26 protein-coding genes are annotated in these 24,383 nt (G+C 68.8%); 20 read left to right on the top strand and 6 right to left on the bottom strand.

The genetic code is table 11. The annotated features are described in order from the left end of the window. Positions 1-9: 9 nt before the first annotated feature. From pstA to AB6A65_RS10825, 7 genes are all read left to right on the top strand, one after another. Positions 10-1,317, top strand: a complete 1,308-nt coding sequence (pstA, locus tag AB6A65_RS10855) for a phosphate ABC transporter permease PstA (RefSeq protein ID WP_371038402.1) — start codon at positions 10-12, stop codon at positions 1,315-1,317. A 14-nt stretch (positions 1,318-1,331) separates the two neighbouring features. Then, positions 1,332-2,135: a phosphate ABC transporter ATP-binding protein PstB gene (pstB, locus tag AB6A65_RS10850; RefSeq protein WP_371038401.1), complete on the top strand. Its 804-nt coding sequence runs from the start codon at positions 1,332-1,334 to the stop codon at positions 2,133-2,135. A 10-nt stretch (positions 2,136-2,145) separates the two neighbouring features. Further along, positions 2,146-2,901: a phosphate signaling complex protein PhoU gene (gene phoU / locus AB6A65_RS10845; protein WP_371038484.1), complete on the top strand. Its 756-nt coding sequence runs from the start codon at positions 2,146-2,148 to the stop codon at positions 2,899-2,901. 4 nt (positions 2,902-2,905) lie between these two features. Next, positions 2,906-3,595 (top strand): phosphate regulon transcriptional regulator PhoB, encoded by a 690-nt coding sequence (gene phoB, locus AB6A65_RS10840; protein ID WP_371038400.1) that lies wholly within the window; start codon positions 2,906-2,908, stop codon positions 3,593-3,595. A 148-nt stretch (positions 3,596-3,743) separates the two neighbouring features. Beyond that, on the top strand, positions 3,744-5,015 hold the full coding sequence (locus AB6A65_RS10835) for an NAD(P)/FAD-dependent oxidoreductase (protein WP_371038399.1): 1,272 nt from the start codon (positions 3,744-3,746) through the stop codon (positions 5,013-5,015). Positions 5,016-5,137: 122 nt separating this feature from the next. After that, positions 5,138-5,584, top strand: a complete 447-nt coding sequence (gene aroQ, locus AB6A65_RS10830; protein WP_371038398.1) for a type II 3-dehydroquinate dehydratase — start codon at positions 5,138-5,140, stop codon at positions 5,582-5,584. Then, positions 5,581-6,333: a LuxR family transcriptional regulator gene (locus tag AB6A65_RS10825; RefSeq protein WP_371038397.1), complete on the top strand. Its 753-nt coding sequence runs from the start codon at positions 5,581-5,583 to the stop codon at positions 6,331-6,333. The genes aroQ and AB6A65_RS10825 overlap by 4 nt, the downstream gene beginning before the upstream one ends. 420 nt (positions 6,334-6,753) lie before the next feature. Here AB6A65_RS10825 and tsf read toward each other — a convergent pair whose 3' ends face one another. Then, entirely contained in the window at positions 6,754-7,629 is an 876-nt protein-coding gene (gene tsf / locus AB6A65_RS10820) for a translation elongation factor Ts (RefSeq protein ID WP_371038396.1), read from the bottom strand. 96 nt (positions 7,630-7,725) lie between these two features. Further along, positions 7,726-8,526: a 30S ribosomal protein S2 gene (rpsB, locus tag AB6A65_RS10815; RefSeq protein WP_371038395.1), complete on the bottom strand. Its 801-nt coding sequence runs from the start codon at positions 8,524-8,526 to the stop codon at positions 7,726-7,728. A 202-nt stretch (positions 8,527-8,728) separates the two neighbouring features. Between rpsB and AB6A65_RS10810 the strand changes: the two genes are divergently transcribed. The 3 genes from AB6A65_RS10810 to AB6A65_RS10800 all read left to right on the top strand — a co-directional run bounded on the left by AB6A65_RS10810 (position 8,729) and on the right by AB6A65_RS10800 (position 11,457). Continuing rightward, positions 8,729-9,625, top strand: a complete 897-nt coding sequence (locus AB6A65_RS10810) for a PfkB family carbohydrate kinase (protein WP_371038394.1) — start codon at positions 8,729-8,731, stop codon at positions 9,623-9,625. Beyond that, positions 9,622-10,533 (top strand): pseudouridine-5'-phosphate glycosidase, encoded by a 912-nt coding sequence (locus AB6A65_RS10805; protein ID WP_371038393.1) that lies wholly within the window; start codon positions 9,622-9,624, stop codon positions 10,531-10,533. The genes AB6A65_RS10810 and AB6A65_RS10805 overlap by 4 nt, the downstream gene beginning before the upstream one ends. Before the next feature lie 87 nt (positions 10,534-10,620). Then, positions 10,621-11,457 carry a DUF502 domain-containing protein gene (locus tag AB6A65_RS10800; RefSeq protein WP_371038392.1) on the top strand — a complete coding sequence of 279 codons (837 nt, stop codon included), beginning with the start codon at positions 10,621-10,623 and terminating at the stop codon, positions 11,455-11,457. Here the strand turns inward: AB6A65_RS10800 and AB6A65_RS10795 are convergent. Continuing rightward, positions 11,397-12,443, bottom strand: coding sequence for a patatin-like phospholipase family protein (locus AB6A65_RS10795; protein WP_371038391.1), 1,047 nt, complete (start codon positions 12,441-12,443; stop codon positions 11,397-11,399). The genes AB6A65_RS10800 and AB6A65_RS10795 overlap by 61 nt on opposite strands. 78 nt (positions 12,444-12,521) lie before the next feature. Continuing rightward, on the bottom strand, positions 12,522-13,295 hold the full coding sequence (locus AB6A65_RS10790; RefSeq protein ID WP_371038390.1) for a 3-hydroxybutyrate dehydrogenase: 774 nt from the start codon (positions 13,293-13,295) through the stop codon (positions 12,522-12,524). A 286-nt stretch (positions 13,296-13,581) separates the two neighbouring features. On the opposite strand from AB6A65_RS10790, the gene AB6A65_RS10785 reads away from it, so the two are divergent. Then, the gene (locus AB6A65_RS10785) at positions 13,582-15,405 is read left to right on the top strand and encodes an extracellular solute-binding protein (RefSeq protein WP_371038389.1); all 1,824 of its coding nucleotides are present in this window, start codon (positions 13,582-13,584) and stop codon (positions 15,403-15,405) included. Then, positions 15,405-15,524 carry an entericidin EcnA/B family protein gene (locus AB6A65_RS10780; RefSeq protein WP_371038388.1) on the top strand — a complete coding sequence of 40 codons (120 nt, stop codon included), beginning with the start codon at positions 15,405-15,407 and terminating at the stop codon, positions 15,522-15,524. Before AB6A65_RS10785 ends, AB6A65_RS10780 begins: the two co-directional genes overlap by 1 nt. Positions 15,525-15,540: 16 nt before the next feature. On the opposite strand, the gene AB6A65_RS10775 is transcribed toward AB6A65_RS10780, so the two are convergent. Next, positions 15,541-16,164, bottom strand: a complete 624-nt coding sequence (locus AB6A65_RS10775) for a helix-turn-helix domain-containing protein (RefSeq protein WP_371038387.1) — start codon at positions 16,162-16,164, stop codon at positions 15,541-15,543. Positions 16,165-16,229: 65 nt separating this feature from the next. On the opposite strand from AB6A65_RS10775, the gene AB6A65_RS10770 reads away from it, so the two are divergent. The 5 genes from AB6A65_RS10770 (at position 16,230) to AB6A65_RS10750 (ending at position 21,439) form a co-directional block, all read left to right on the top strand. Next, positions 16,230-17,762, top strand: coding sequence for a class I adenylate-forming enzyme family protein (locus tag AB6A65_RS10770; RefSeq protein ID WP_371038386.1), 1,533 nt, complete (start codon positions 16,230-16,232; stop codon positions 17,760-17,762). Next, positions 17,749-18,393, top strand: coding sequence for a DsbA family protein (locus tag AB6A65_RS10765; RefSeq protein ID WP_371038385.1), 645 nt, complete (start codon positions 17,749-17,751; stop codon positions 18,391-18,393). The genes AB6A65_RS10770 and AB6A65_RS10765 overlap by 14 nt, the downstream gene beginning before the upstream one ends. Further along, positions 18,390-18,839 carry a potassium channel family protein gene (locus AB6A65_RS10760; protein ID WP_371038384.1) on the top strand — a complete coding sequence of 150 codons (450 nt, stop codon included), beginning with the start codon at positions 18,390-18,392 and terminating at the stop codon, positions 18,837-18,839. Before AB6A65_RS10765 ends, AB6A65_RS10760 begins: the two co-directional genes overlap by 4 nt. 26 nt (positions 18,840-18,865) lie before the next feature. Beyond that, complete coding sequence (locus AB6A65_RS10755) at positions 18,866-20,122, top strand: multidrug effflux MFS transporter (protein WP_371038383.1); 1,257 nt, start codon at positions 18,866-18,868, stop codon at positions 20,120-20,122. Between the two features lie 102 nt (positions 20,123-20,224). Next, positions 20,225-21,439 (top strand): NADP-dependent isocitrate dehydrogenase, encoded by a 1,215-nt coding sequence (locus tag AB6A65_RS10750; protein ID WP_371038382.1) that lies wholly within the window; start codon positions 20,225-20,227, stop codon positions 21,437-21,439. Positions 21,440-21,477: 38 nt separating this feature from the next. Here AB6A65_RS10750 and AB6A65_RS10745 read toward each other — a convergent pair whose 3' ends face one another. Then, positions 21,478-21,654: a hypothetical protein gene (locus tag AB6A65_RS10745; RefSeq protein WP_371038381.1), complete on the bottom strand. Its 177-nt coding sequence runs from the start codon at positions 21,652-21,654 to the stop codon at positions 21,478-21,480. Between the two features lie 49 nt (positions 21,655-21,703). Between AB6A65_RS10745 and AB6A65_RS10740 the strand changes: the two genes are divergently transcribed. The 3 genes from AB6A65_RS10740 (at position 21,704) to AB6A65_RS10730 (ending at position 24,339) form a co-directional block, all read left to right on the top strand. Then, complete coding sequence (locus tag AB6A65_RS10740; protein ID WP_371038380.1) at positions 21,704-22,006, top strand: hypothetical protein; 303 nt, start codon at positions 21,704-21,706, stop codon at positions 22,004-22,006. A 414-nt stretch (positions 22,007-22,420) separates the two neighbouring features. Further along, positions 22,421-23,452, top strand: coding sequence for a hypothetical protein (locus AB6A65_RS10735; RefSeq protein ID WP_371038379.1), 1,032 nt, complete (start codon positions 22,421-22,423; stop codon positions 23,450-23,452). Then, the gene (locus AB6A65_RS10730) at positions 23,437-24,339 is read left to right on the top strand and encodes an SDR family NAD(P)-dependent oxidoreductase (RefSeq protein ID WP_371038378.1); all 903 of its coding nucleotides are present in this window, start codon (positions 23,437-23,439) and stop codon (positions 24,337-24,339) included. The genes AB6A65_RS10735 and AB6A65_RS10730 overlap by 16 nt, the downstream gene beginning before the upstream one ends. Positions 24,340-24,383 lie beyond the last annotated feature (44 nt).

Below are 24,383 nucleotides of genomic sequence, written 5' to 3'. Positions count from 1 at the left end.
CGCGCACCCATGACCGACACAACGCCTGACAGCGGCGCCGGCCCGCGCCCGATCAACGCCACCACGGATGCGGTGCGCAAGAGCCTCTCGCGACGCAACCGCAAGCAGCTCATCCTGCAGGGGCTCGGCATCGCCGCGATCTCCTCCGCGATGCTGATGCTGGTGATCCTGATCGGCTCTCTCATCAGCACGGGCTACCAGGCTTTCACCCAGACGCATGTCGAGCTCGAGGTCTATGTGGACCCCGACGAGATCAGCGAGGACAACCTGCCCCGCGGCGGGTTCCGGGACGTGCTGAGCGACTCCATGGGGCAGTATTTCCCCGACGTGGACATGTCGGACCGCGTGGCGGCCCGCGAGGTCTCGTCGATCCTGTCGAACGGGGCACAGTTCACCCTGCGGGACAGGATCGTGGCCGACCCGTCGCTGATCGGAGAGACGATCACGTTGAATGTGCCGGTTTCGGACCCCTACGACCAGCTCGCCAAGGGCCGGGTGAAGCGCGACACGCCCGAGGCGAACCGGCGGCTCGACGACGCCGCGATCGAGCGGTTCGACCGGCTGGACGAGCTGGGGATGGTGTCGAAACCCCTCAATACCGGACTGATCACCAATGCCGACTCGCGCTTCCCCGAACTCGCGGGGCTGAAGGGCGCGCTGGTCGGTTCCTTTTGGGCGCTGCTCACCTGTTTCCTGATTTCCTTCCCGCTGGGCATCGGCGCGGCGATCTATCTGGAGGAATTCGCGCCGAAGAACCGCGTCAGCGACTTCATCGAGGTCAACATCAACAACCTCGCCGCGGTGCCCTCGGTGGTGTTCGGCCTGCTCGCGCTCGCCGTCTTCATCAACTGGTTCGGCCTCCCGCGCTCGGCCCCCTTCGTGGGCGGGCTGACGCTGGCGCTGATGACGCTGCCGACGATCATCATCGCGACCCGTGCGGCACTGAAGGCGGTGCCGCCGTCGATCCGCGAGGCGGCGCTCGGCGTGGGCGCCTCGAAGCACCAGGTCGTCTTCCAGCACGTCCTGCCGCTTGCCATGCCGGGCATCCTGACGGGCACGATCATCGGGCTGGCGCAGGCCCTGGGCGAGACGGCGCCGCTTCTGCTGATCGGGATGAACGCCTTCATCACCTCGGCGCCCACATCGCCCTTCGACAGCGCCACCGCGCTGCCCACGCAGATCTTCATCTGGGCCGACAGCCCGGAGCGGGGCTTCGTCAGCCGCACCTCGGCGGCGATCCTCGTGCTGCTGACATTTCTCATTTTCATGAATGCGATCGCAATTTATCTCCGCAACAAGTTCGAGCGGAAGTGGTGACAGGACCCATGGCCATGTACGACGCACCCACACCGAGACATTCCGACGTGCAGGAAACCCACGAGATCAAGATCGCGGCCCGCGACGTCCAGGTCTTCTATGGCTCCACGCACGCCATCAAGGACGTGGACGTGGACATCGAGGACAAGACGGTGACCGCCTTCATCGGCCCCTCGGGCTGCGGCAAGTCCACCTTCCTGCGCTGCCTGAACCGGATGAACGACACCATCGACGTGGCGCGCGTGGAAGGGGACATCCGGCTCGACGGAGAGGATATCTACGATCCCGATATCGACCCGGTGCAGTTGCGCGCCCGCGTCGGCATGGTGTTCCAGAAGCCCAACCCGTTCCCGAAGTCGATCTACGACAACGTGGCCTACGGGCCCAAGATCCACGGCCTTGCGACCACCAAGGCCGATCTCGACGAGATCGTCGAGCGGTCGCTGCGCCGCGCCGCGCTCTGGGACGAGGCCAAGGACCGGCTCGACGCGCCGGGCACCGGTCTTTCGGGGGGGCAGCAGCAGCGCCTGTGCATCGCGCGCGCCGTTGCGACAGAGCCCGAAGTGCTGCTGATGGACGAGCCCTGTTCGGCCCTCGATCCCATCGCCACGGGCCAGGTCGAGGAACTCATCGAGGAGCTGCGCCGGGACTACTCGGTGATCATCGTCACGCACTCGATGCAGCAGGCCGCCCGCGTGAGCCAGAAGACGGCCTTCTTCCACCTGGGCAACCTCGTTGAATATGGCGAGACGGGCAAGATCTTCACCAATCCCGAGGATCCCCGGACCGAAAGCTACATCACCGGACGGATCGGATAACCCCATGAGCATGCTGGAAGGTCCCCACATCGCGTCGGTCTTTGACCGCGATCTCGAGACGATCCAGGCGCGGATCATGAAGATGGGCGGCCTTGTCGAGGCCGCCATCATGAGCGCCGCCAACGCGCTGGAAGCGCGGGACGAGGAAATGGCCGACGAGGTGCGCGAAGGCGACGTCGCCATCGACGCGCTCGAGGAACAGATCAACGACGAGTCCGCGCGCCTGATCGCGTTGCGCGCCCCCACCGCGGTGGATCTGCGCGTCATCCTGTCGGTGATGAAGATCGCCGGCAACCTCGAGCGGATCGGCGATTTGTCGAAAAACATGGCCAAGCGCACCACCGTGCTCCTGCAGATGCACAGCATCGACGGCGCCGCCTCGGCGCTGCGCCGCATGGCGCGCGAGGTGGAACTGATGCTCAAGGACGCGCTCGACGCCTACATCCAGCGCGATGCCGCTCTCGCCGAGGACGTGATCGCCCGGGACCGCGACGTCGATCAGATGTACAACGCGCTTTTCCGCGAGTTCCTGACCTTCATGATGGAGGACCCGCGCAACATCACCGCCTGCATGCACCTGCATTTCATCGCCAAGAACATCGAGCGCATGGGCGATCACGTCACCGGAATCGCCGAGCAGGTGGTTTTCCTCGTGACGGGCGAGATGCCCGAAGAGCTCCGGCCCAAGGCCGACCGCACCTCGGTCGATCCGAAATTCTCGCCCACGCCCGGAGACGACGTCGACGACGACGAGGCCGGGGATTGAGACCATGCACGCCGATCAACCGATGGTGCTGGTGGTCGAGGACGAACCCGCGCAGCGCGAGGTTCTGTCCTACAATCTGGAGGCCGAGGGCTTCCGCGTCGCCCGGGCCGCGAATGGCGAGGAGGCGCTTCTCGTCGTCGAGGAGCAGTCGCCCGACATCATCGTGCTGGACTGGATGCTGCCCAACGTCTCCGGCATCGAGGTCTGCCGCCGCCTGAAATCGCGTCCCGAGACGCGCGCCGTACCGGTCATCATGCTGTCGGCCCGCTCCGAGGAGGTGGACCGCGTGCGCGGGCTGGAAACCGGGGCGGACGACTATGTCATCAAGCCCTATTCGGTGATCGAACTCATGGCGCGGGTGCGCGCGCAGTTGCGGCGCACGCGCCCGGCCACGGTGGGCCAGCAACTGGTCTTCGAGGACATCCTCCTCGATTCCGAGACGCACAAGGTCTTCCGCGACGACAAGCCCCTGAAGCTGGGCCCGACCGAATTCCGCCTGCTCACGACCTTCATGGAAAAGCCGGGCCGCGTCTGGACGCGCGAACAGCTTCTCGACCGGGTCTGGGGGCGGGACATCTACGTCGACACCCGCACGGTAGATGTGCATATCGGCCGGCTGCGCAAGGCGCTCTGCCAGCATGGCGGGCCGGATCCGCTGCGCACGGTGCGCGGCGCGGGCTACGCGCTCGGCTGATCCGGCGCGTGCGATTTTTCCCCGCGCCGGAACGGCTTGCCGGGCTTTCCCGACGCGTCCCGGACCTCCGCGTTCACGCCGAAGGGGGTTGAGCGCCCGGTGATCATCGGGTTCACTCGCCGCGCCACGCATCCGGACGGGAGGACCCTTGGGCAATCTCTGGGAAGAGACCGCGGGCGAGCCGGCGCTCGACGCGCCGCCCCTTCAGGCGGAGGTCGAGGCCGATCTCGCGATCATCGGCGGCGGCTTCACCGGCGCGGCGGCCGCGTTGTGGGCTGCGGGGCAGGGCGCGCGTGTCGTGCTGCTCGAGGCAGCGCGCATCGGTCACGGCGGGTCGGGCCGCAATGTCGGGCTGGTGAACGCGGGCCTCTGGCTGCCGCCGCAGGACGTGATGGACACGCTCGGGGCGGAGGCCGGCGCAAGGCTCAACGCGGCGCTCGCCGGTGCGCCGGAGCTCGTTTTCGGCCTGGCGGAGCGCCACGGGATCGCCTGCGAGCCCGTCCGCGCCGGAACGCTGCATTGCGCCCACGCGCCAGCCGGGCTGGCCGAGCTGCGGCGCCGCGCGGGACAGCTGCACGCCGTAGGCGCGCCGGTGCGCCTGATCGGGGCCGAGGACACCGCCGCGCGCACCGGCGCGTCCGGGCTGGCGGGCGCGCTGCACGACCCGCGCGCCGGGACGGTGCAGCCGCTGGCCTATGCCAGGGGCCTTGCACGCGCGGCGCGAGACCGTGGCGCGCACATTCACGAAAACGCGCAAGTCACGTCTTTGGATAAACAAAAAGGCGCCTGGCATGTCGGGACCGCGGCGGGCAAGGCGGTCGCCCCACGGCTACTGGTGGCCACCAACGCCTACCATGTGCCGTTTCCCGGCATGGCCGTGCCGCGGACCGCGCGGCTCAGCTACTTCCAGCTCGCCACCGCGCCGCTGGGCGCGGCAGAGGGCGCCGCGCTCTTGCCCGGCGGCGAAGGATGCTGGGATACCGGCCTCGTGATGACCTCGTTCCGCCGCGACGCCTCGGGGCGGCTGATCCTCGGCGCGATGGGGCTGCCGGAGCGTGGGGGCAGGGCGCTGCACCACGACTGGGCCCGCGCGAAGCTCGCCCGGCTTTTCCCCGCGCTGTCGGGCGCAGCGTTCGATCACGCCTGGTCGGGCTGGATCGCCGTGACCGAGGATCACGTCCCGCGCATCCTGCGTCCCGCGCAGGGCGCGCTCGCCGTCTTCGGTTATTCCGGGCGCGGCATCGCGCCGGGCACGCTTTTCGGGCAGGCCGCGGCGCGGGCGCTGCTCGACGGGGACGAAAGCGCGCTGCCGGTCACGCCGGTGGCGCGCTATGGCGAAAGCGCGACCCTGACGCGAAGCCTCTATTACGAGACGGGGGCGCGCCTCGTGCATGCCTGGCAGCGCCTGGGGGGCGCCTGACGGCGTATCAGGATAAGGCGCATAATATATATTATGTTAAATATAGAAACCCGAACAAAGCCATGTGATCGCCAAGGTTTTCTGGTTCTCTTTGGCTGACTGATGATGGATAGTTGCATTCGATGAGCAGAATTCTTCTTCTGAACGGGCCGAACCTCAACCTGCTGGGCACGCGCCAACCCGAGATCTACGGCGCCGACACCCTGCCGCAGATCGAGGCACGCTGTGCGGAGCGCGCGGCCGGTCTGGGCTTCGATCTCACCGCGCGCCAATCCAACCACGAAGGCGCGCTGGTGGACGCGATACATGACGCGCGGTCCGATTGCGCCGGCATTGTCCTGAACGCCGGCGCCTATACCCACACCTCCGTCGCGCTGCGCGACGCGATCGCCTCCGTGGCCCTGCCCACGGTCGAGGTCCATCTGTCCAACATCCACGCGCGCGAACGCTTCCGGCACCGCTCGCACATCGCGCCGGTCGCGATCGGCCAGATCTCCGGGTTCGGCCCGCTGGGCTACCTGCTCGCCCTCGACGCGCTGGCGGCGCATATCGAGGGAGCGACCGGATGATCCGCGAGCATCTCACCAGGATCCTGAACAGCCCCAGCGTCGAGGATCTCTGGGAGCTGCACAGCAGCAAGATGGCCGAATACGGCTTCGACCGGCTGCTTTACGGTTTCACCTATTACCGCTCGGGCGCATCGCTTGGCGATCCGGCCGACTTCATCCTTCTCACCAACCACGCCCGCGCCTATACGGATGTCTTCGTCGGCGAAGGCCTCTATTTCCACGCGCCCATGGTTCGCTGGGCGCTGGAGAACGAAGGCGCGTGCAGCTGGTCGATCCTCGCCGAGATGATCGATCGCTCGGCCCTGAGCCCGCAGGAACGCCGCGTTCTCGAGTTCAACCGGTCCATGGGCGTCACGGCGGGATATTCGATCAGCTTCAAGGCCATCACGCAGCGGTCCAAGGGCGCGATCGCGCTGACGGCCCGGTCCGGCATGACGCAGTCCGAGGTCGATGCGATCTGGCGGGAGCACGGCGACGACATCCTGGTGATGAACAACGTCGCGCATCTGAAGATCCTCACCCTGCCCCGCACGGCGCCCGGCCGCAGCCTGACCCGGCGCCAGCGGGAAGTCCTCGAATGGGTGGGCGACGGCAAGACCATCCAGGACATCGCGCAGATCCTCGGCCTGACGCCCGCGACCGTGGAAAAGCACCTGCGTCTGGCCCGCGAGGCGCTCGACGTCGAGACGACCGCGCAGGCCGTCCTCAAGGCCGCGTTCCAGAACCAGATGTTCGTGCTGGAAGCCTGAGCGGCAAGATTTTGATTCCGAGCGATTTTCCGGTGCGGCCGACGCAAGGTCAGGTTTTCCCGACTATGCTGCGGCGCCCCGATGGCGCACTGTGAGGGCGTTCGGGACGAGTTGGATCCGGTAGGATCACACCGACGGAGGCGCGCCACCACCCGTTCACCGGGGATGGCGCGCCCTCCGAAGGCCGGGGGATCGGTTACCGATGCACCGGGCGCACGAAAGGCCCGGACACGGCCTGTGGGAGCTGTCCTCGCTTCATCCCCGTTTCAGGGGGCAGCACCCGGAAGCGGTGCCGGATGGCGGCGCCGCTTCCACCTGTCGACATCGCTGGAATGGCAGGCTCTTTTCGCGGCATGAAAAAAGGTGGGCGCGGCTGCCCGCACCCACCCTGAAGACGCTCGATCCGATGGACGGTTGCGTTCAGCCCTGCGCGGCCTTCGCGACCTCGGCGGCGAAATCCTCTTCCTTCTTCTCGATCCCCTCGCCCACTTCGAGGCGGAGGTAGCCGAGGATCTCCGCGCCGGCATCCGTCGCGGCCTCTTCGACGGTCTTGTCGGGATCGATGACGAAGGCCTGGCCGAGAAGCGTCACCTCGCCGAGGAACTTCTTCATGCGCCCCTCGATCATCTTCTCGATCACCTGCTCGGGCTTGCCGGATTCGCGGGCCTGCTCGCTCAGCACGGTGCGCTCGCGCTCCACCAGCGCCGGGTCGAGCTCGTCGGCATTCAGCGCCTGCGGCGACGCGGCGGCGATGTGCATCGCGACCTGGCGGCCGAAAGCCTCGTCACCGCCGGAAAGGGCCACGAGCACGCCGATCTTGCCCATGCCGTCCGCGGCGGCGTTGTGGACATAGGACACGACCACCGGGCCCTCGACCTTGGCCATCCGCCGCAGGGTCATGTTCTCGCCGATGGTGGCGATCTTGTCCGTGAGCGTCTCGGCCACGGTCTTGCCGCCAAGGTCGGCCGACGCCAGCGCGTCGATATCCGGCGCGTCGAGCGCGGCCTCGGCCACCTTGCCGACGAAGTCCTGGAATTCGGCGTTCTTCGCGACGAAGTCGGTTTCGGAGTTCACCTCCACCGCGACGCCCTTGCCATCGGCGACCTTGACGGCCACGAGCCCTTCGGCGGCGGTGCGGCCCGACTTCTTCGCGGCCTTGGCAAGACCCTTGGTGCGCAGCCAGTCGATCGCCTGCTCCATGTCGCCGCCCGTCTCGGTCAGCGCCTTCTTGGCGTCCATCATGCCCGCGCCGGTCATCTCGCGCAGTTCTTTCACCTGGGAAGCGGTGATTGCCATGTCGGCTTCTCCTTGCTCATATCCGGTTCAGGGCGCGATACCCGCGCCCTGTATCAGTCTTGCGACACTGTGCCCTGCGGGCGGGCGGCGCGCGCCTCAGCTTTCCGCGGGCTGCTGGCCTGCCGGCGCGCTGTCCTCGCCGGCCTCGGCCAGCGCCTCTTCCGCCGGCGCCTCGGCGAGCGCGCCCACGTCGACGCCCGCGGCGCCAAGCTGGGCCGACATCCCGTCAAGCGCCGCGCGGCTCACCAGGTCGCAGTAGAGCGAGATGGCGCGGGCGGCGTCGTCGTTGCCCGGGATGATGTAATCCACGCCGTCGGGCGAGCAGTTGGTGTCCACGACCGCGACGACCGGGATGCCGAGCTTGTTGGCCTCGGCCACGGCGAGCGCTTCCTTCTTCACGTCGATGACGAAAAGCATGTCGGGGACGCCGCCCATCTCGCGGATGCCGCCAAGCGAGTCGTTGAGCTTCTGCTGCTCGCGCTCCATGCCGAGGCGCTCTTTCTTGGTCAGGCCCTCGAAGCCACCCTCGGCCTGCTCGTCGATGGATTTCAGGCGCTGGATCGACCGGCTGACGGTCTGCCAGTTGGTCAGCGTGCCGCCGAGCCAGCGGTGGTTCATGTAATACTGGGCGCATTTTTCGGCCGCTTCGGCGATCGGGCGCTGCGCCTGGCGCTTGGTGCCCACGAAAAGCACGCGGCCGTTCTTGGCCACCGTCTCGCGGATCGCGTTGAGCGCCGCGTCGAGCATCGGGACCGTCTGCGTCAGGTCGACGATGTGGATGCCGTTGCGGGCCCCGTAGATGAACGGCGCCATGCGCGGGTTCCAGCGCTGGGTCTGGTGGCCGAAATGCACGCCAGACTCGAGCAGCTGACGCATGGAGAACTCGGGAAGAGCCATGTCTTCATTCCTTTCCGGTTTGTCCTGGGCAGCGGCAATTCAGGGCATCTGCCCCAACCGGTGGACGCGCAGGGATGTCTCCCCTGCCCGCCCGGCCCCTGCCTGCGGGATTTGACGCCGCGCACATACCCCCTCGCGGCGCGTCGCGCAAGGGGCCACCGCGTGCTTGCGCGGGAATGCGCCATGGGCCAATAGACCGGCCATGAGCGCCGCGCGTCCCGACATCCTTTGCATCGGCTCCGTCCTCTGGGACGTGATCGGCCGCACGGCAAGCCACATGGCGCCGGGGTCCGACCTTCCCGGACGGATCGCCCGGGTGCCGGGCGGCGTGGCGCTCAACATCGCGGCGACGCTGGCCCGGCTGGGGCTGCGCCCGGCGCTGCTGAGCGCGGTGGGCCGGGATCCGGACGGCGACGCGCTGATCGCCGAATGCGCGGCGCTCGGCCTCGAGACGCAGCACGTCTACCGCTCCGACGATCTGCCCACCGATCGCTACATGGCGATCGAGGGCGCGAACGGCCTCGTTGCGGCCATCGCGGATGCGCACTCGCTCGAGGCCGCGGGCGACAAGATCCTGCGCCCGCTTCTCGCCGGGCCCCTCGGGCGCGCAGAGGCGCCCTGGTCCGGCATGGTGGCAATCGACGGCAACCTGACGCAGGCGCTTCTGGAACGCATCGCCACCGATCCCGCCTTCGCCGCGGCCGATCTTCGCGTGGCGCCCGCCTCGCCCGGCAAGGCCGAGCGCCTCCTGCCCTTCCTGTCCCATGGCGGCGCGGCGCTTTACCTCAACCGGAGCGAGGCGGAGATCCTGGACGGACGCGCCTTCGCATCGGCCGAAGAGGCCGCGCTGCGGCTGGTCGCGCGCGGCGCGCGGCGCGTCGTCGTGACCGACGGGGCGCGGCCCGCCTGCGCCGCGTCGGCGGAGGCGGTCGTCGTCGCATCCCCGCCCGCGGTGATGGTCACCCGCGTCACCGGGGCGGGGGACGCCTTCATGGCCGCGCATATCGCGGCCGAACGCGCGGGCGCGGACGACGCGGCGGCGCTGGACCGGGCGCTCGGGGCGGCCGCCCTTCACGTCGCCGGGGAGACACCGCTGTGAGACATCCCGACATCGCCCCCGAGGTGGCCGCGGCGCTCGAGACCCGCCGCCCGGTCGTCGCGCTCGAAAGCACGATCGTGACCCACGGGCTGCCGCGTCCGCGCAACCTCTCCCTCGCGCGCGAGGTCGAGGCTACGGTGCGCGCGGAAGGCGCGGTGCCCGCAACCGTCGCCGTGCTGGACGGCCGGCTCAGGGTCGGGCTGTCGGACGCAGAGCTTGCCCGGCTCGCCCGGTCGGAGGGGGTGGCCAAGCTCTCGCGCGCCGATCTTGCGGCCTGCATGGCCACCGGCGGCACCGGCGCGACGACGGTCGCGGCCACCATGATCGCCGCGGCCCGGGCGGGCATCGCCGTCTTCGCCACGGGGGGCATCGGCGGCGTCCACCGGGGGTGGGAGAGCAGCCTCGACATTTCCGCCGACCTGCAGGAACTGGCGCAAACCCCGGTGACCGTCGTGGCCGCCGGCGCGAAGGCGATCCTCGATCTGCCGACCACGCTGGAGGTGCTCGAAACCCTGGGCGTGCCGGTGATCGCCGTGGGCCAGGACGAGTTTCCGGCCTTCTGGTCGCGCCGGTCGGGCCTCTCCGCGCCGCTGCGCATGGACGATCCCGCCGCGATCGCCCGCGCGCATCGGACCCGCGCCGCGCTCGGCCTCGCCGGCGGGCAGCTCGTGGCCAACCCGGTGCCGGATGAGGCGGAAATCCCCGCCGAGGAGATCGCGCCCCTCATCGCCCGGGCGGCCGCCGAGATCGCGGCGCGCGGGGTGACCGGCAAGGCGGTGACCCCTGCCCTGCTCGCCCGCCTGCTCGAGCTGACCGACGGGCGCACGCTCGAAGCCAACGCCGCGCTCGTGCTGAACAACGCACGCCTGGGCGCCCGGATCGCCCGGGAATTGACCGGGATGGTCTGAAATGGTTCCCCACTGCCCCGCCCGGCATTGTCCGCAACGGCGAAAGTGCCTAGCTTCGCGTTGCATGCGCGCAGCCGGGTCACAGCGATGAAGACGCCGTTCGAAGAAGAGCTTCAGCCAAAGCCGCGCAAGCCGGGCTTCTTCGCCAGCTTGCGGGCCAGTTTCCTCACGGGCATCGTGGTGATCGCGCCGATCGGGCTGACTGTCTGGCTGATCTGGACCGCGATCGGCTGGGTCGACAGTTTCGTGCTGCCCTTCGTGCCCGACGCCTACCAGCCCGAAGAGTTCTTCAAGCGTATCTTCGGCCCGGAGACCAACATAAACGTCCGCGGCATCGGCGTGGTCGTGTTCCTGCTTTTCACGGTCTTCGTGGGCTGGATCGCCAAGGGCGTGATCGGGCGCGCGCTGATCCGCTGGGCCGAACATCTCGTGCACCGGATGCCGGTGGTCCGTTCGATCTATTCCGGCGTCAAGCAGATCGCAGAGACGATCTTCGCCCAGTCCGAACGCAGCTTCGAGACCGCCTGCCTGGTGCAGTATCCGCGCCGGGGGATCTGGGCGATCGGCTTCATCTCGACCTCCACCAAGGGCGAGGTGGCGCAGAAGGCCGAGACGGGCGGCGACCTTCTGTCGGTGTTCGTCCCGACGACGCCGAACCCCACCTCCGGGTTCCTCCTGTTCTTCCCGAAGGAAGACGTCATCGAGCTCGACATGTCGATCGAGGATGCCGCGAAGCTCGTGATCTCGGCCGGCCTCGTCTACCCCCACGCCAAGGATCCCACGCGCCCGGCGCGTACCGCGCCGGAGCCCGCGCCCCGCGCCGCGGAGTACCCCCCCCGTTCGGGGGCCGTCCCGCGCGCGCCTCAGCTGCCGTACATCTTCTCGAGCTCGACCGTCTGGCGGCGGTTCAGATCGTCCTTGTGACGGGCCAGGAAATCGTCGGCCGCGATCCGGCCCGCCGCCTTGAGCTCGGCGATGACCGCGGGCAGCGGCACCATCTTCGTCGCCACCGAGAGCCGGTTCATCAGCGCGTCGTCCGCGATCATGTGCACGAGCACCCGCTTCATGCGGCCCTCGGGCATCCGCCCCTCCTCGATGAGGCGCTGCACGAAGGCGATGGCGCGCAGTTCCCTCAGAAGCGAGGAGTTGAAGCTGATCTCGTTGATCCGGTTCTGGATCTCCTGCGCCGAGCGCGGGATCGTGTCGCGGTTGAGCGGGTTGATGTTGATGCCCACGACGTCGTCCGGCAGGGCCGGGTCGAAGAGCGGGAAAAGCGCCGGGTTGCCGGTATAGCCGCCATCCCAGAAATGTTCTGGCTCTCCCGTTTCCGGGTCGACGACCTCGACCGCCTGAAAGAGCGTCGGCAGGCAGGCCGAGGCGAGGATCGACTCGGTCGAGATCCCGTCGCCGGTGAAGACCCGCACCTTGCCCGTCCGCACATTCGTCGCGCAGACGCACAGCTGCGGGCCGCTTTGGGCGCAGACCTCCTCGTAGTCGAATTTCTCCACGATCGACCGCAACGGGTTGGCGTAGAAGGGCCCCAACGCGTAGGGAGAGATCACGCGCGACCAGCTTTCGAGCGCCGAGAAGGGCAGCGAGTTCGCCATGAGCCGGGCGGAGACCCCGGCATCCGGCAGGAAGCCCTGCATCCAGGCCGGCATGCGGAAGTCGCTGACCGCGCCGAGCCGGCCCCAGAGCCAGGCAAGCATGTCCTTTGCGCCCTCGCGCCCGCCCTCCAGCAGCCCGGATTTCAGCGCGGCCCCGTTGAGCGCGCCCGCCGAGGTGCCCGAGATGCCCGCGATCTCGATGTCCCGTTCTTCGAGAAGCCGATCGAGCACACCCCAGGTGAAGGCGCCATGCGCGCCGCCGCCCTGAAGCGCGAGGTTGATCCGTTTGATATCGCCTGCCATGCCCCGCCGGCGGGCGTGGCGCATTGCCCGTCCCGCCTCTGTCCTCGTCGTCCTCGGTCTCCGGCCAGATGGACCGTTTCAGAGCGCCGTCCAGCCCCCGTCCACGCTGATCGTGGTGCCCGTGATCTGCGCCGCGGCGTCCGAACACAGGAAGACGGCCGTGCCGCCCAGCTCTTCCACGGTGGCGAATTCCTTCGAGGGCTGCCGCTCGAGCATCACCTGCTCGATCACCTCCTCCCGGCTCATGTCGTATTCCTTCATGGTGTCGGGGATCTGGTCCTCGACGAGGGGGGTGAGCACGTAGCCGGGGCAGATCGCGTTGGCCGTGATCGGCTCGCGCGCGGTCTCGAGTGCGGTGACCTTGGTAAAGCCCACCATCCCGTGCTTGGCCGCGACATAGGCGCCCTTGTAGGGCGAGGCCGTCAGCCCGTGGGCGCTGGCGATATTGATGATGCGCCCCCAGCCGGCCTTGCGCATCAGGGGCAGCGCCGCGGCGGTCGTGTGGAACGTCGAGCTGAGATTGATCGCGATGATCGCGTCCCACTTCTCCACCGGAAACTCCTCGATGGCGGCGACGTGCTGGATGCCGGCGTTGTTCACCAGGATGTCGCAGGCGCCCGCCGTCTCGACCAAGCCCCGGCACTGGTCGGGCTTGGCCATGTCGGCGCTGACGTAGCGCGCCGTCACGCCGAACTCCTCGCCGATCTCGCGTGCGAGGTCGTGATCCTCCTCCCGGTCGGTGAAGGAGTTGAGAATCACCGAGGCGCCGGCGCGGGCGAGTTCCCGCGCGACGCCGAGGCCGATTCCCGAGGTCGAGCCCGTCACGATCGCCGTCTTTCCGTTCAGCGACATCCCAATGCCCTCCGTGTGGTTTTGCGCGCGCAGCATGCCACGCGGCGCCCCGGATACAAGGGCCCGCGGCGCAGGGCGGGACATGACGGACGCACAAAAAAAAACGCCGGCACGAGGCCGGCGTTCAGTTATTGAGGCAGGTTTCATACAGGCAAGAAACCTATCGAGCAGTGCCCTCTGTATATTCAATTTCGCGCCGGCGTCCAAGCTAAAAGTTTGAAAACCCATCGAAGCCCGGCTACCTTTGGCGCCAAGAAAACAAGGGCAGAGCAGGATTGTCCACGAAATGGACCCGAATTCTTTCCGGGCACTGAGGTACTGCGCGGCCGTCGTCGCGGTCGCAGCCGGGATCGGTGGGGCCGCGGCCGAGCCGACCCATGGCATAGCTATGTATGGAGAGCCCGCGCTCCCACCCGATTTTGTGTCGCTGCCCTACGCCAACCCCGACGCGCCCAAGGGGGGGCGCATCGCGTTCGGAGAGACCGGGGGGTTCGACACGCTCAATCCGTTCACGCTGAAGGGCACCGCGCCCTGGCAGCTGCGCTTCCTGGCCTACGAGTCCCTCATGGGGCGAAACTGGGACGAGCCGTTCTCCCTTTACGGGTTGCTCGCCGAATCGGTCGAGGTCGGACCGGACCGGGGCTGGGTGGAATTCACGCTTCGGCCCGAGGCGCGATTCTCCGATGGAAGCCCCGTCACGGTGGAGGATGTGCTCTGGTCCTACGAAACGCTCGGGACGGAGGGGCACCCGCGCTACCACGGATTCTGGAGCCAGGTGGCCCGGGCCGAGGCGACGGGGTCGCGCACCGTGCGCTTCACCTTCACCGCCGACAACCCGGAACTCGCCCTGCTCGCCGGTCTGCGCCCGATCCTGAAGAAGGCGCAATGGGACGGCAGCGATTTCGCCGCGGCGCGACTGGACGAGATCCCCCTCGGCACCGCGCCTTATCGGGTCACCGATTTCGAGCCGGGCCGCTACGTCGTGCTGTCGCGCGATCCCGACTACTGGGGCCGCGACCTGCCCTTCCGCCGCGGCACCGACAATCTGGACACCATCCGGCTGGAGTATTTCGGCGACGACACCGCCCTTTTCGAGGCGTTCAAGTCGGGGCTGCTGAACGTCCACCGGGAGTTCAACGCCGAGACGTGGGAGGCGCAATACGACTTTCCCGCCGTCCGGCGCGGCGATGTGGTGAAATCCGTCATCCCGCACGAACGCCCCTCGGGCATGACCGGTTTCGTTATGAACACCCGGCGCGAGATCTTCGCGGACTGGCGCGTGCGCGAGGCGCTGATCACCGCCTTCAACTTCGAGGCGATCAACGACACGATGACCGGCGGGCGCCAGCCCCGGATCACCTCCTATTTCTCGAACTCCGAGCTTGCCATGCGCCCGGGCCCGGCCGAGGGGCTCGTGCGCGACTATCTCGCGCCCTTCGCCGGCGCGCTTCCGCCCGGCACGATCGAGGGCTACGCCCTGCCCGTCTCGGACGGCACGGCGCGCAACCGGTCGGGGCTGCGCCGCGCCGGGGCGCTGCTCGACGAGGCGGGATGGACGGTGGGCGGCGACGGGGTCCGCCGCAACGCGGACGGAGATCCCTTTCGCTTCGAGGCGCTGCTGCGCCAGGGCGGCCAGGAGCATCAGTCGATCATGGACATCTACGCCCGCGCGCTCGAGCGTCTGGGCATCGCGGTGGACATCGTCGCCGTGGACGACGCGCAGTATACCCAGCGCACGACCGGCTTCGACTTCGACATGACGCCCTACCGCGTGGGCCTGTCGCTCTCGCCCGGGACCGAACAGCGGCTCTACTGGTCGTCCGAGGCCGCCGACACGCCCGGGTCCCGGAACTGGATGGGAATGCGCTCGCCGGCCGCGGAGGCCACGATCGAACGGCTTCTGAACGCCGGGAGCCGCGAGGAATTCCTCGCGGCGACCCGCGCGCTCGACCGGATCCTGACGGCCGGGCGTTACGTGATCCCGCTCTACCAGTGGAACGTGAGCCGGATCGCCCACGCGAGCGACCTGCATTACCCCGAAACGCTGCCGATCTACGGGGACTGGGCGGGCTTCCTGCCCGATGTCTGGTGGTACGAAGAGGTGGAGTGATGACACGACTGATCGCCCTGGCCGCCCTTTGCGCGGCGCTTGCGGGATGCGGCACGATCGACGGAGTCGGGCAGGACATCTCGGGCGCGGCGCGCACCGTCGAGGGCTGGATGCGGTGACCCGCTGACGCGACACTCAACCAAGCGACGTGACCCACAGGATGGTCGCGTCCTCGGGGCTTGTCGACACCACGTTGTGCCCCATGGCCGCGTCGTAATAGGCGCTGTCGCCGCGGCGCATCTCCACCGGTTCGTAGAACTCGGTGTAAAGCCGGATGACGCCGGTCAGCACGTAGAGGAACTCTTCCCCGTCGTGGCGCACCCAGCCATCGAACTCTTCCATCGCGCGCGCCCGGATGCGCGCGCGGTAGGGCAGCATCGCCTTGTTCCGCAGCGGCTCGGCGAGAAGCTCGTGCTCGTAGGTCGTGGTGGCCTGCGCCTGCCCCTCGCCCGCCCGCGTGAGCGCCATGCGTCCCGTCACCTGGTCGTGCCGCGGCGGCGTGAAGAGCTGCGGCACGGAAATCCGGAGCCCGGTGGCCAGCTTCTTGAGCGCGTCGTAGGTGGGCGACATCTGCCCGTTCTCGATCTTCGAGAGGGTGGAGCGGGCGAGCCCCGCCTGCCGCGCCGCCTGCTCGAGCGTCCATCCCTGCGCGGTCCTGAGCTCCCGCACGCGCCGGCCGAGGTCGAGCGGTTCGGGCACGTCCTCGGCCCCGCGCTCGCGGGCGATCCGGATCAGCGCGCGGGGGTCGGACGGCGGCATGGACGCTCTATAGGGCCGCGCCCGGATGCTTGCAACCGGACCGGGCCGCGCTTACCCAATGAGGGATGCTTTCGCTTTGCGATCAGGGGCCCTGGCCCGCGTGTCCCGCGCCCTTCAACCTGGCGGACCATGTGCTCGCGGGCGGGCTGGCGGCGCCCGACAAGATCGCGCTCGCGGTGCTGGGGGCGTCGCGCGCCGAACGCTGGAGCTTCGCGCGGCTCCGCGCGGCGGCGCTCGGCACCGGGACGGGGCTGCTGGAGGCGGGGCTCGCCCCCGGCGACAGGGTTCTCCTCCGGCTCTCCAACACCGTGGATTTCCCGCTCGCCTTCCTGGGCGCGGTGGCGGTGGGGATCGTCCCGGTGCCGGTCTCGGCCGCGCTGACGGCGGGCGAGGTGGCGCGCATCGCCCGGACGGTCGGGCCCGCCGCGATGCTCGCCGACCCCGCTCTGCCCTGCCCCGAGGACGGACCGCGCCGGATCGGCCTCGAGGCGCTCCGCGCCATGCGCGCGCGGCCCGAGGCTGCGCCGGTCAAGGGAGACCCGGAGCGGCTTGCCTACATCGTTTTCACCTCGGGCACCTCGGGCGCGCCGCGGGCGGTGATGCACGCCCATCGCGCCGTCTGGGCGCGCGGCATGATGCGCGAGGGCTGGTACGGGCTCACGCCGCGCGACCGGTTGCTGCACGCGGGCGCCTTCAACTGGACCTACACGCTGGGCACCGGGCTCCTCGATCCCTGGGCCGCGGGCGCCGCCGCCCTCATCCCCGAGGCGGGCACGGCGCCCGAGGCGCTGCCGCTCCTGATCCGCCGCCATGACGCGACGATCTTCGCTGCATCTCCGGGGGTTTACAGGAAACTTCTGAAGCATTGGCCGGAGGACGCACCCGCGCCGCGATTGCGTCACGGACTGTCGGCCGGCGAGAAACTGACCGCGGCGACCCGCACCGCATGGGAGGCCGCCACCGGCACCGCCGTGCACGAGGCGTTCGGGATGTCGGAATGCTCCACCTTCATCTCGGGGGCGCCGGGCGTGCCTGCGCCTCCCGGCACGCTGGGACGGCCTCAGCCGGGGCGCCGGGTCGCCATCCTCGGGCCCGACGCGGCGCCCGTGGCGATGGGCGAGACGGGCACCATCGCCGTCTCGCGCCGCGATCCGGGGCTCATGCTCGGCTACCTGGGCGCCAAGGCCGAGACGGAGGCGCGGTTTTCCGGCGAGTGGTTCCTGACCGGCGATCTGGGCGTCATGGGCGCGGACGGCTCCATCACCTGTCACGGCCGGGCCGACGACCTGATGAACGCGGGCGGGGTGCGCGTGGCCCCGCAGGAGGTCGAGGCCGCGCTCGCCGCCTTCCCCGGCGTCGATGCGCTCGCCGTCACGGATGTCGCGCTCAAGGACCAGGTGCGGGTCATCGCCTGCTTTTACACTGCGCGCGATCCGATTGACGAAAAAGCCTTTTCGGCCTTCGCCGCCGAGCGCCTTGCGCGCTGGAAACAACCCCGGCTCTATGTCCGCCGGACCGATCTTCCGACCGGACCGAACGGCAAGCTGAGCCGCAAGGCGCTACGCGCCGAATGGAGGACATCCGATGGTCAAGCTTGACATCATTTCAGATCCCGTCTGCCCCTGGTGCTATATCGGCAAGGTGCAGCTCGACCGTGCGCTCGAGGCCGCGCCCGACCACCCCTTCACGGTGGAATGGCACCCCTTCCAGCTCAATCCCGACATGCCGGCCGAGGGGATGGACCGGCGCGACTACCTGCGGGCCAAGTTCGGTGGCGAGGAGGGCGCCGCCAAGGTTTACGCCGAGGTCGCCGATGCGGCGGAAGCCGCTGGCCTCGCGCTCGATCTCGGCGCGATCCGGCGCCAGCCCAACACGCTCGACGCGCACCGGCTGATCCATTGGGCGGGGATCGAGGGCCGGCAGACGGCGGCCGTCTCGGCCCTCTTCGCCGCCTATTTCAAGGAAGGCCGGGACATCGGCGACCGGGAGACCCTGGCCGATATCGCCGACCGGATCGAGATGGACGCCTCCGTGGTGCACCGGCTGCTGGAGTCCGGCGCCGATGTCGAGGAAACGCGCGCCCGCGAGCGCGCCGCGCGCGAGATGGGCGTGACCGGCGTTCCGACCTTCATCGTCGGCGGTCAGCACGCCGTCCCGGGCGCGCAGCCGCCCGAGCTCTGGGCGCGGGTGATCGCGGAGCTGGGAGCCGAAGGGGCGCGGGAAGGTTGAGGGCCGGAAGTCTCTTCACGCTGCTTCTGACGCTGGCCGCGGTGATCGCCGCGGGCACGGTCGTCTTTCGCTACGTCGAGGGGTGGAGCTGGGTCGACAGCTACTTCTTCACCGTGGTGACGCTGTCGCCCGTGGGCTACGGGTCGCTGGTGCCGCAGACCGTCCTGGGCAAGATCGCCACCACGGTCTTCATCTTCGTGGGGCTGGGCATCTTCGCCGTCGCGATCCAGCGCATCGGCAGCTACGCGCTGGACATGCGCCACCGCAACGCCGAATGGCTGGTCGCGCGGCTCGACCATCACGACCACCATGCGCGCCGGGACGGCAAGCAGCACCTGGCGGAGGACGAGCGCGACACCGCGAACCTGTCGAGCGCCCCGCCGGCCGACAGCCCCGCCCGTGGCCCCGATGCCCCGCCGCCCCGCGCCCCCGACAAGGAGGACTGAGGCGCATTGCGGCGTTGAGCCGCGCCATGGCGGCTGGCGGCCTCTCGCACGCCATGCTAGCGGCCATCGCCATGCCGCCGAGCCGCCTGCACCCTGTCGAGTTCATCGCGCTGATGGCGATGATTTTCGCCACCGTCGCCTTTTCCGTCGACGCGATGCTGCCGGCCATGCCCGAGATCGCCGCCACGCTCAGCCCTGAGGCGCCGAACCTCGCCCAGCTCGTCGTCACCGCCTTCGTTCTGGGCATGGGGCTGGGCACCTTCGTGACCGGCCCGCTGTCCGACAGCTACGGGCGCAAGCCGGTGATCCTGGCCGGCGCCGGGCTCTACATCGTGGGCGCCGCGCTGGCCTGGGCCGCGCCCACGATCGAGCTGCTTCTGGCCGCGCGGCTCGTGCAGGGGCTCGGCGCGGCCGGGCCGCGCGTGGTCACGCTCGCCATCATCCGAGACCTCTACTCCGGCGAACGCATGGCGCGAACGATGAGCTTCGTGCTGATGGTCTTCGCCGTCGTGCCCGCGCTCGCGCCGCTTCTCGGGGCCGGGATCATCGCGGTCGCGGGCTGGCGCGAGATCTTCGCGGCCTTCATCGCGTTCGCCGCCGTTTCGTCGCTGTGGATGCTTCTGCGGCTGCGCGAGACGCTGCCGCGCGACCGGCGCCTGCCCTTCCGGCGCGAAAGCTTCGCGCGGGCGCTCTCGGAGATCGCGGGCAACCCCCGTGTCCGTCTCGCGATCCTCGTGCAGGGGCTCTGCTTCGGGATGCTCTTCACGATGCTCTCGACGGTGCAGCAAGTCTACGACCTGACCTTCGGCCGGGCCGACAGCTTTCCCTACTGGTTCGCCGCGATCGCCGTCGTGGCCGCCGGCGCGAACCTCGCCAACGCGGCGGCGGTGATGCGGCTGGGGATGCGCAGGCTCATCACCGGGGCGCTTGCCGCGCAGGTGGTGCTGTCGGGCGCGATGATCCTGCTCGGTCTCTTTCCGCCGGCGGAGCCCGTGTTCTTCGGCGCGTTCGTGATCTGGCAGGCGTCGATCCTGGTGCAGACCGCGCTGACCCTCGGCAACGTCAACGCGCTCGCCATGGAACCGCTCGGCCATATCGCGGGCGTCGCGTCGAGCGTGATCGGCGCCGTGGCGACCGTGGTCGCGGTGACGCTGGCGGTGCCCACGGGGCTACTTTTCGACGGCACGCCGTTGCCGATCGCGGCGGGGATTTTCGTCATGGCGTCGGTCGCGCTGGGGCTCATGGTCCGGATCCGGACGCTCGAGGCGCGCATGTGCGCCTGACGGCGGACGCCACGCATGTATACACTGGCATACTGTCTGGCCAGCGCACGGCCGATGCGCTAAGAGGCGGGCAAACGACTCGGCACCCGGAAGGAGGGACACATGGCCAAGATCAAGGTGGACAACCCCGTCGTGGAGCTCGACGGCGACGAGATGACCCGCATCATCTGGGATTTCATCAAGAAGAAGCTGATCCTGCCCTACCTCGATATCGATCTGCTCTACTACGATCTCGGCATCGAGGAGCGCGACCGCACCGAGGACCAGATCACCGTCGACGCCGCCGAGAAGATCAAGGAGATCGGCGTCGGCGTGAAATGCGCCACCATCACCCCCGACGAGGCCCGGGTGGAGGAGTTCGGCCTCAAGAAGATGTGGCGCAGCCCCAACGGCACGATCCGCAACATCCTGGGCGGGGTGGTGTTCCGCGCGCCCATCATCTGCCGCAACGTCCCCCGCCTGGTGCCGGGCTGGACCCAGCCCATCGTGATCGGCCGCCACGCCTTCGGCGACCAGTACCGCGCCACCGATTTCCGGATGCCCGGTCCCGGCAAGCTCACGATCCGCTTCGAGGGCGAGGACGGCGAGGTGATCGAGCGCGAGGTCTACCAGTCGCCCGGCGCCGGCGTGGCGATGGCGATGTACAACCTCGACGACTCGATCCGCGACTTCGCGCGCGCCTCGATGAACTACGCGCTCGACATGGGCTGGCCGCTCTACATGTCCACCAAGAACACCATCCTCAAGGCCTATGACGGCCGCTTCAAGGACCTCTTCCAGGAGGTCTTCGAGCAGGAGTTCGAGGCGAAGTTCAAGGAAAAGGGCATCACCTACGAGCATCGCCTGATCGACGACATGGTCGCCTGCGCCATGAAGTGGAACGGCGGCTTCGTCTGGGCCTGCAAGAACTACGACGGCGACGTGCAGTCCGACACGGTGGCGCAGGGCTTCGGCTCGCTCGGGCTGATGACCTCGCAGCTGATGACGCCGGATGGCAAGATCGTGGAGGCCGAGGCCGCCCACGGCACGGTGACCCGCCATTACCGCCAGCACCAGAAGGGCGAGGAGACCTCCACGAACTCCATCGCCTCGATCTTCGCCTGGACCGGCGGGCTCAAGCACCGCGCCAAGCTCGACGGCAACGAGGAGCTGCGCCACTTCGCCGAAACGCTGGAACGCGTGGTGATCGAGACGGTGGAGGCGGGCCACATGACCAAGGACCTCGCCCTGCTCGTCGGGCCCGACCAGGGCTGGCTCACCACGATGGGCTTCCTCGAGAAGGTGGACCAGAACCTCGACAAGGCGCTCGGCGCCTGACCGGGTAAGGGCGGCGGCCGGGCCCGTGACGGGCCCGGTCAGCCCGCGCCCGACTTCCGGGCTTTCGCCTGTCGCTGCGCGCGCTCGGCTTCGAGCGCCGCGTTCAGGATCTTCTTGATATAGGTCATGCTGACCAAGGTGCCGGGGCGCAGGATCTCCGAAGCGTGCGGCGTGGCGCTCCAGTGGCCCCGCGCGTCCTTCTGCGCGACCTTCATCTCCTTGAGCCTGGCGAGCTTCCGGCGCACGGTTTCGTGGGGGATGCCCATGGACAGCACGATCAACAGCGCGTTCGCCGGGGGTGTGGGTGCCCCGCCCCTCGGCGGTGTCGAGCAGCGTATTGCGCCATTCGTCCCGTTCCAAATCCGCGGCGACGGCGGCGAGCACCAGCATCGCGTCGAGATCGCCGCCGAAGAGCGCGCGGAGCTCCGTGAGCAGCCGCACGAAGGCCGCGACGTGCTTGGGGTGAAGCGTGTCGAGCCGTTCCTCGACCCAGTCGCGCGTGATCTTCGCTGGCAGCATGCACGTCCCCGGCCATGGTCAGAATGGGCACTGTCTGACGCAGGGTAAGCGACCTCCACTACACACTGGCTGCGCCAAAGGTGGAGAATCGGATGCGGTCTTTTGCGACAGCGCTTTTCCTCTGCGCTGCGACCGCCGCGGCGCTGGGTCCCGCCGCCTTGTCCACCCCCGCCCTGGCGCAGGACGTCTCGACGGCGGATCCCTATGTCAACCAGACGATCGAGGCCGTGCGCATCCGCATCGCGAACCCGAGCCGCGACCCGGGCGTGAACGCGCGGGTCGAGGAGGCCTATGTCGGCATCATCGGCGGGCGCACCGACGCGGCGGGCAACCGGTTTTCCTACAACCTGTCGGCCGGGCGGCAGCGCTTCACGCTGGCGAACGGCTTACTGATCGCCAACACCGCCTCCAACGGCGAGGAGCGCGCCGCGCTCCAGGCCAACGCGCGCTGGGGCGGCGGACATGCTCGCCCTCGCGCAGTTCCACTACAACGAGGCCAAACGCGAGTTCTTCTATCTCGACCCCGACGAGCTGCGCGTGATCGACAACGAGACGCGCTACCTCGGCGCGAACCTGGAGCTGCGCCCGCAAGACGGGCTGGATCTCGGCCTCAGCTACCTGACGGTGCCCGAGTCGAACTCCAGCTACTTCGGGCCGCTCGGCGCGCCCGTCGGCACCCGCGAAGGGCTGCAGGTCTACGACGCGCGCTTCACCTTCCGGCCCAATGCCGCGACCGAGGCGGGCCCCTTCTTCGGCGCGGAATACGCGGTGCAGCGCAACCGCAACTTCGACATGGACGCGCGCGCGGGTTGGGCGGAAATCGGCTACAGCTGGCCGCAGGCGGCATGGTCGCCCAGCGTGAGCTACCGGTTCGCGCGCTTCTCCGGGGACGACCCCGACACCGCCACCTACGAGCGGTGGGACCCGATGCTCTCGGGCGGCACGGGGGAACAATGGGTGCAGGGCGCCAACCACTTCAAGGTCGTCCAGGACAGCAACGTGATCGCCCACCGCATCCAGGTGCGCTTTCGCCCCAGCCCGAAGGTCGAGATCGTACCGCAGCTCTGGGCCTTCTACGCCGACAGCGAGACCTATATCGGCGGCAACCCCGCGCTCAGCTTCCTCGACGGCACGGAATACGGCTTCGAAGCGAACGCGACCGCCAAGTGGTTCGTGAGCCGCAACATATACGTGCACGGCACATCGCGCACACCGTGCCCGGCGAGGCCACCAAGCGGGCGCTGGGCAGCACGGCGAAATCCTGGACGAGCGTCATGCTGTTCGTCCGCCACTCCTTCTGATCCACCAGGCGCCATGCGCGCCGCAACTCCCGGAGACTGTCATGCACCGCAGAAACCTGCTGAAATCCCTCGGCCTCGCCGCGGCGGGCGGCGCCGGCGGCCTCACGCTGAGCCGGGCCGAGGCGCAGCAACTGAACGAAGGACTGGGCCTAACCCTGGGATCCGCAGGATCCGGAGGTGCCCGGCCGCATGAACCTCGCCCGCGTGCCGGAGGATTACTTCATGCCCGACCGCTTCGCGGGCAAGACCGTCATCGTCACGGGCGCGGCGCGCGGCATGGGCGCCGACGCCGCCCGCCGCCTCGCGCGCGAAGGCGCGAACGTCGTCGGCAACGACATCCTCGAGGAGTTCGGCGCCGAGACCATCCAGTCGATCCGCGACGAGGGGCTGACCGCGACCCTCGTCGGCGGCGACATCACCGACGAGGCGGTCTGCGAGGAGATGGTGCGGGTCTGCGTGTCCGGCTACGGCAGCCTCGACGCCGCCATCAACAACGCGGGCGTCATGGATGCGCTGCACCCCGACGAGCCCATCGACTACGTCAACCAGCGCGACCGGCTGATGGCGCGCATCCACGAGGCCGGCAACGAATACTGGCGGCGCGTGATGGACGTGAACGTCACCGGCACCTTCTACTGCCTGCGCTACCAACTGCGGCAGATGATGGAGCAGGGCACCGGCGGCTCGATCGTCAACGTTGCCTCGGTGGCCGGCATCCGGGGCTTCGGCGGCACGCCGCCCTACGTCGCGTCGAAGCACGCCATGCAGGGCCTGACCAAGAACGCGGCCATCGACTACGCGCCCTTCGGCATCCGCGTGAACTCGGTCGGGATGGGCACCACGATCACCCCGATGTTCGAACGCGCCTTCGAGATCATCCGGCAGCGGCTGGCGTCGGGCTACAAGGATACCGGCATCTCGCTGGCCAAGATCAACAGCCTGTTGCAACCGAGCGACCAGAACGGCACCGGCTCCACCCCGGCCGAGCAGGTGGCGATCATGCTCTTCCTGCTTTCGCCGGAGGCGTCGAACATCACCGGGGCGACCTACAACACCGACGGCGGCTTCACGATCTTCTGAAATCGAAGCAAACTGTCGTCGCCAAGCCAGTCACGGGGGAGCTA

Origin of the sequence: Rhodosalinus sp. FB01 (assembly GCF_041365715.1) — a bacterium.
Classification (GTDB): domain Bacteria; phylum Pseudomonadota; class Alphaproteobacteria; order Rhodobacterales; family Rhodobacteraceae; genus Rhodosalinus.
This window is presented reverse-complemented; position numbering and strand designations above follow the sequence as displayed.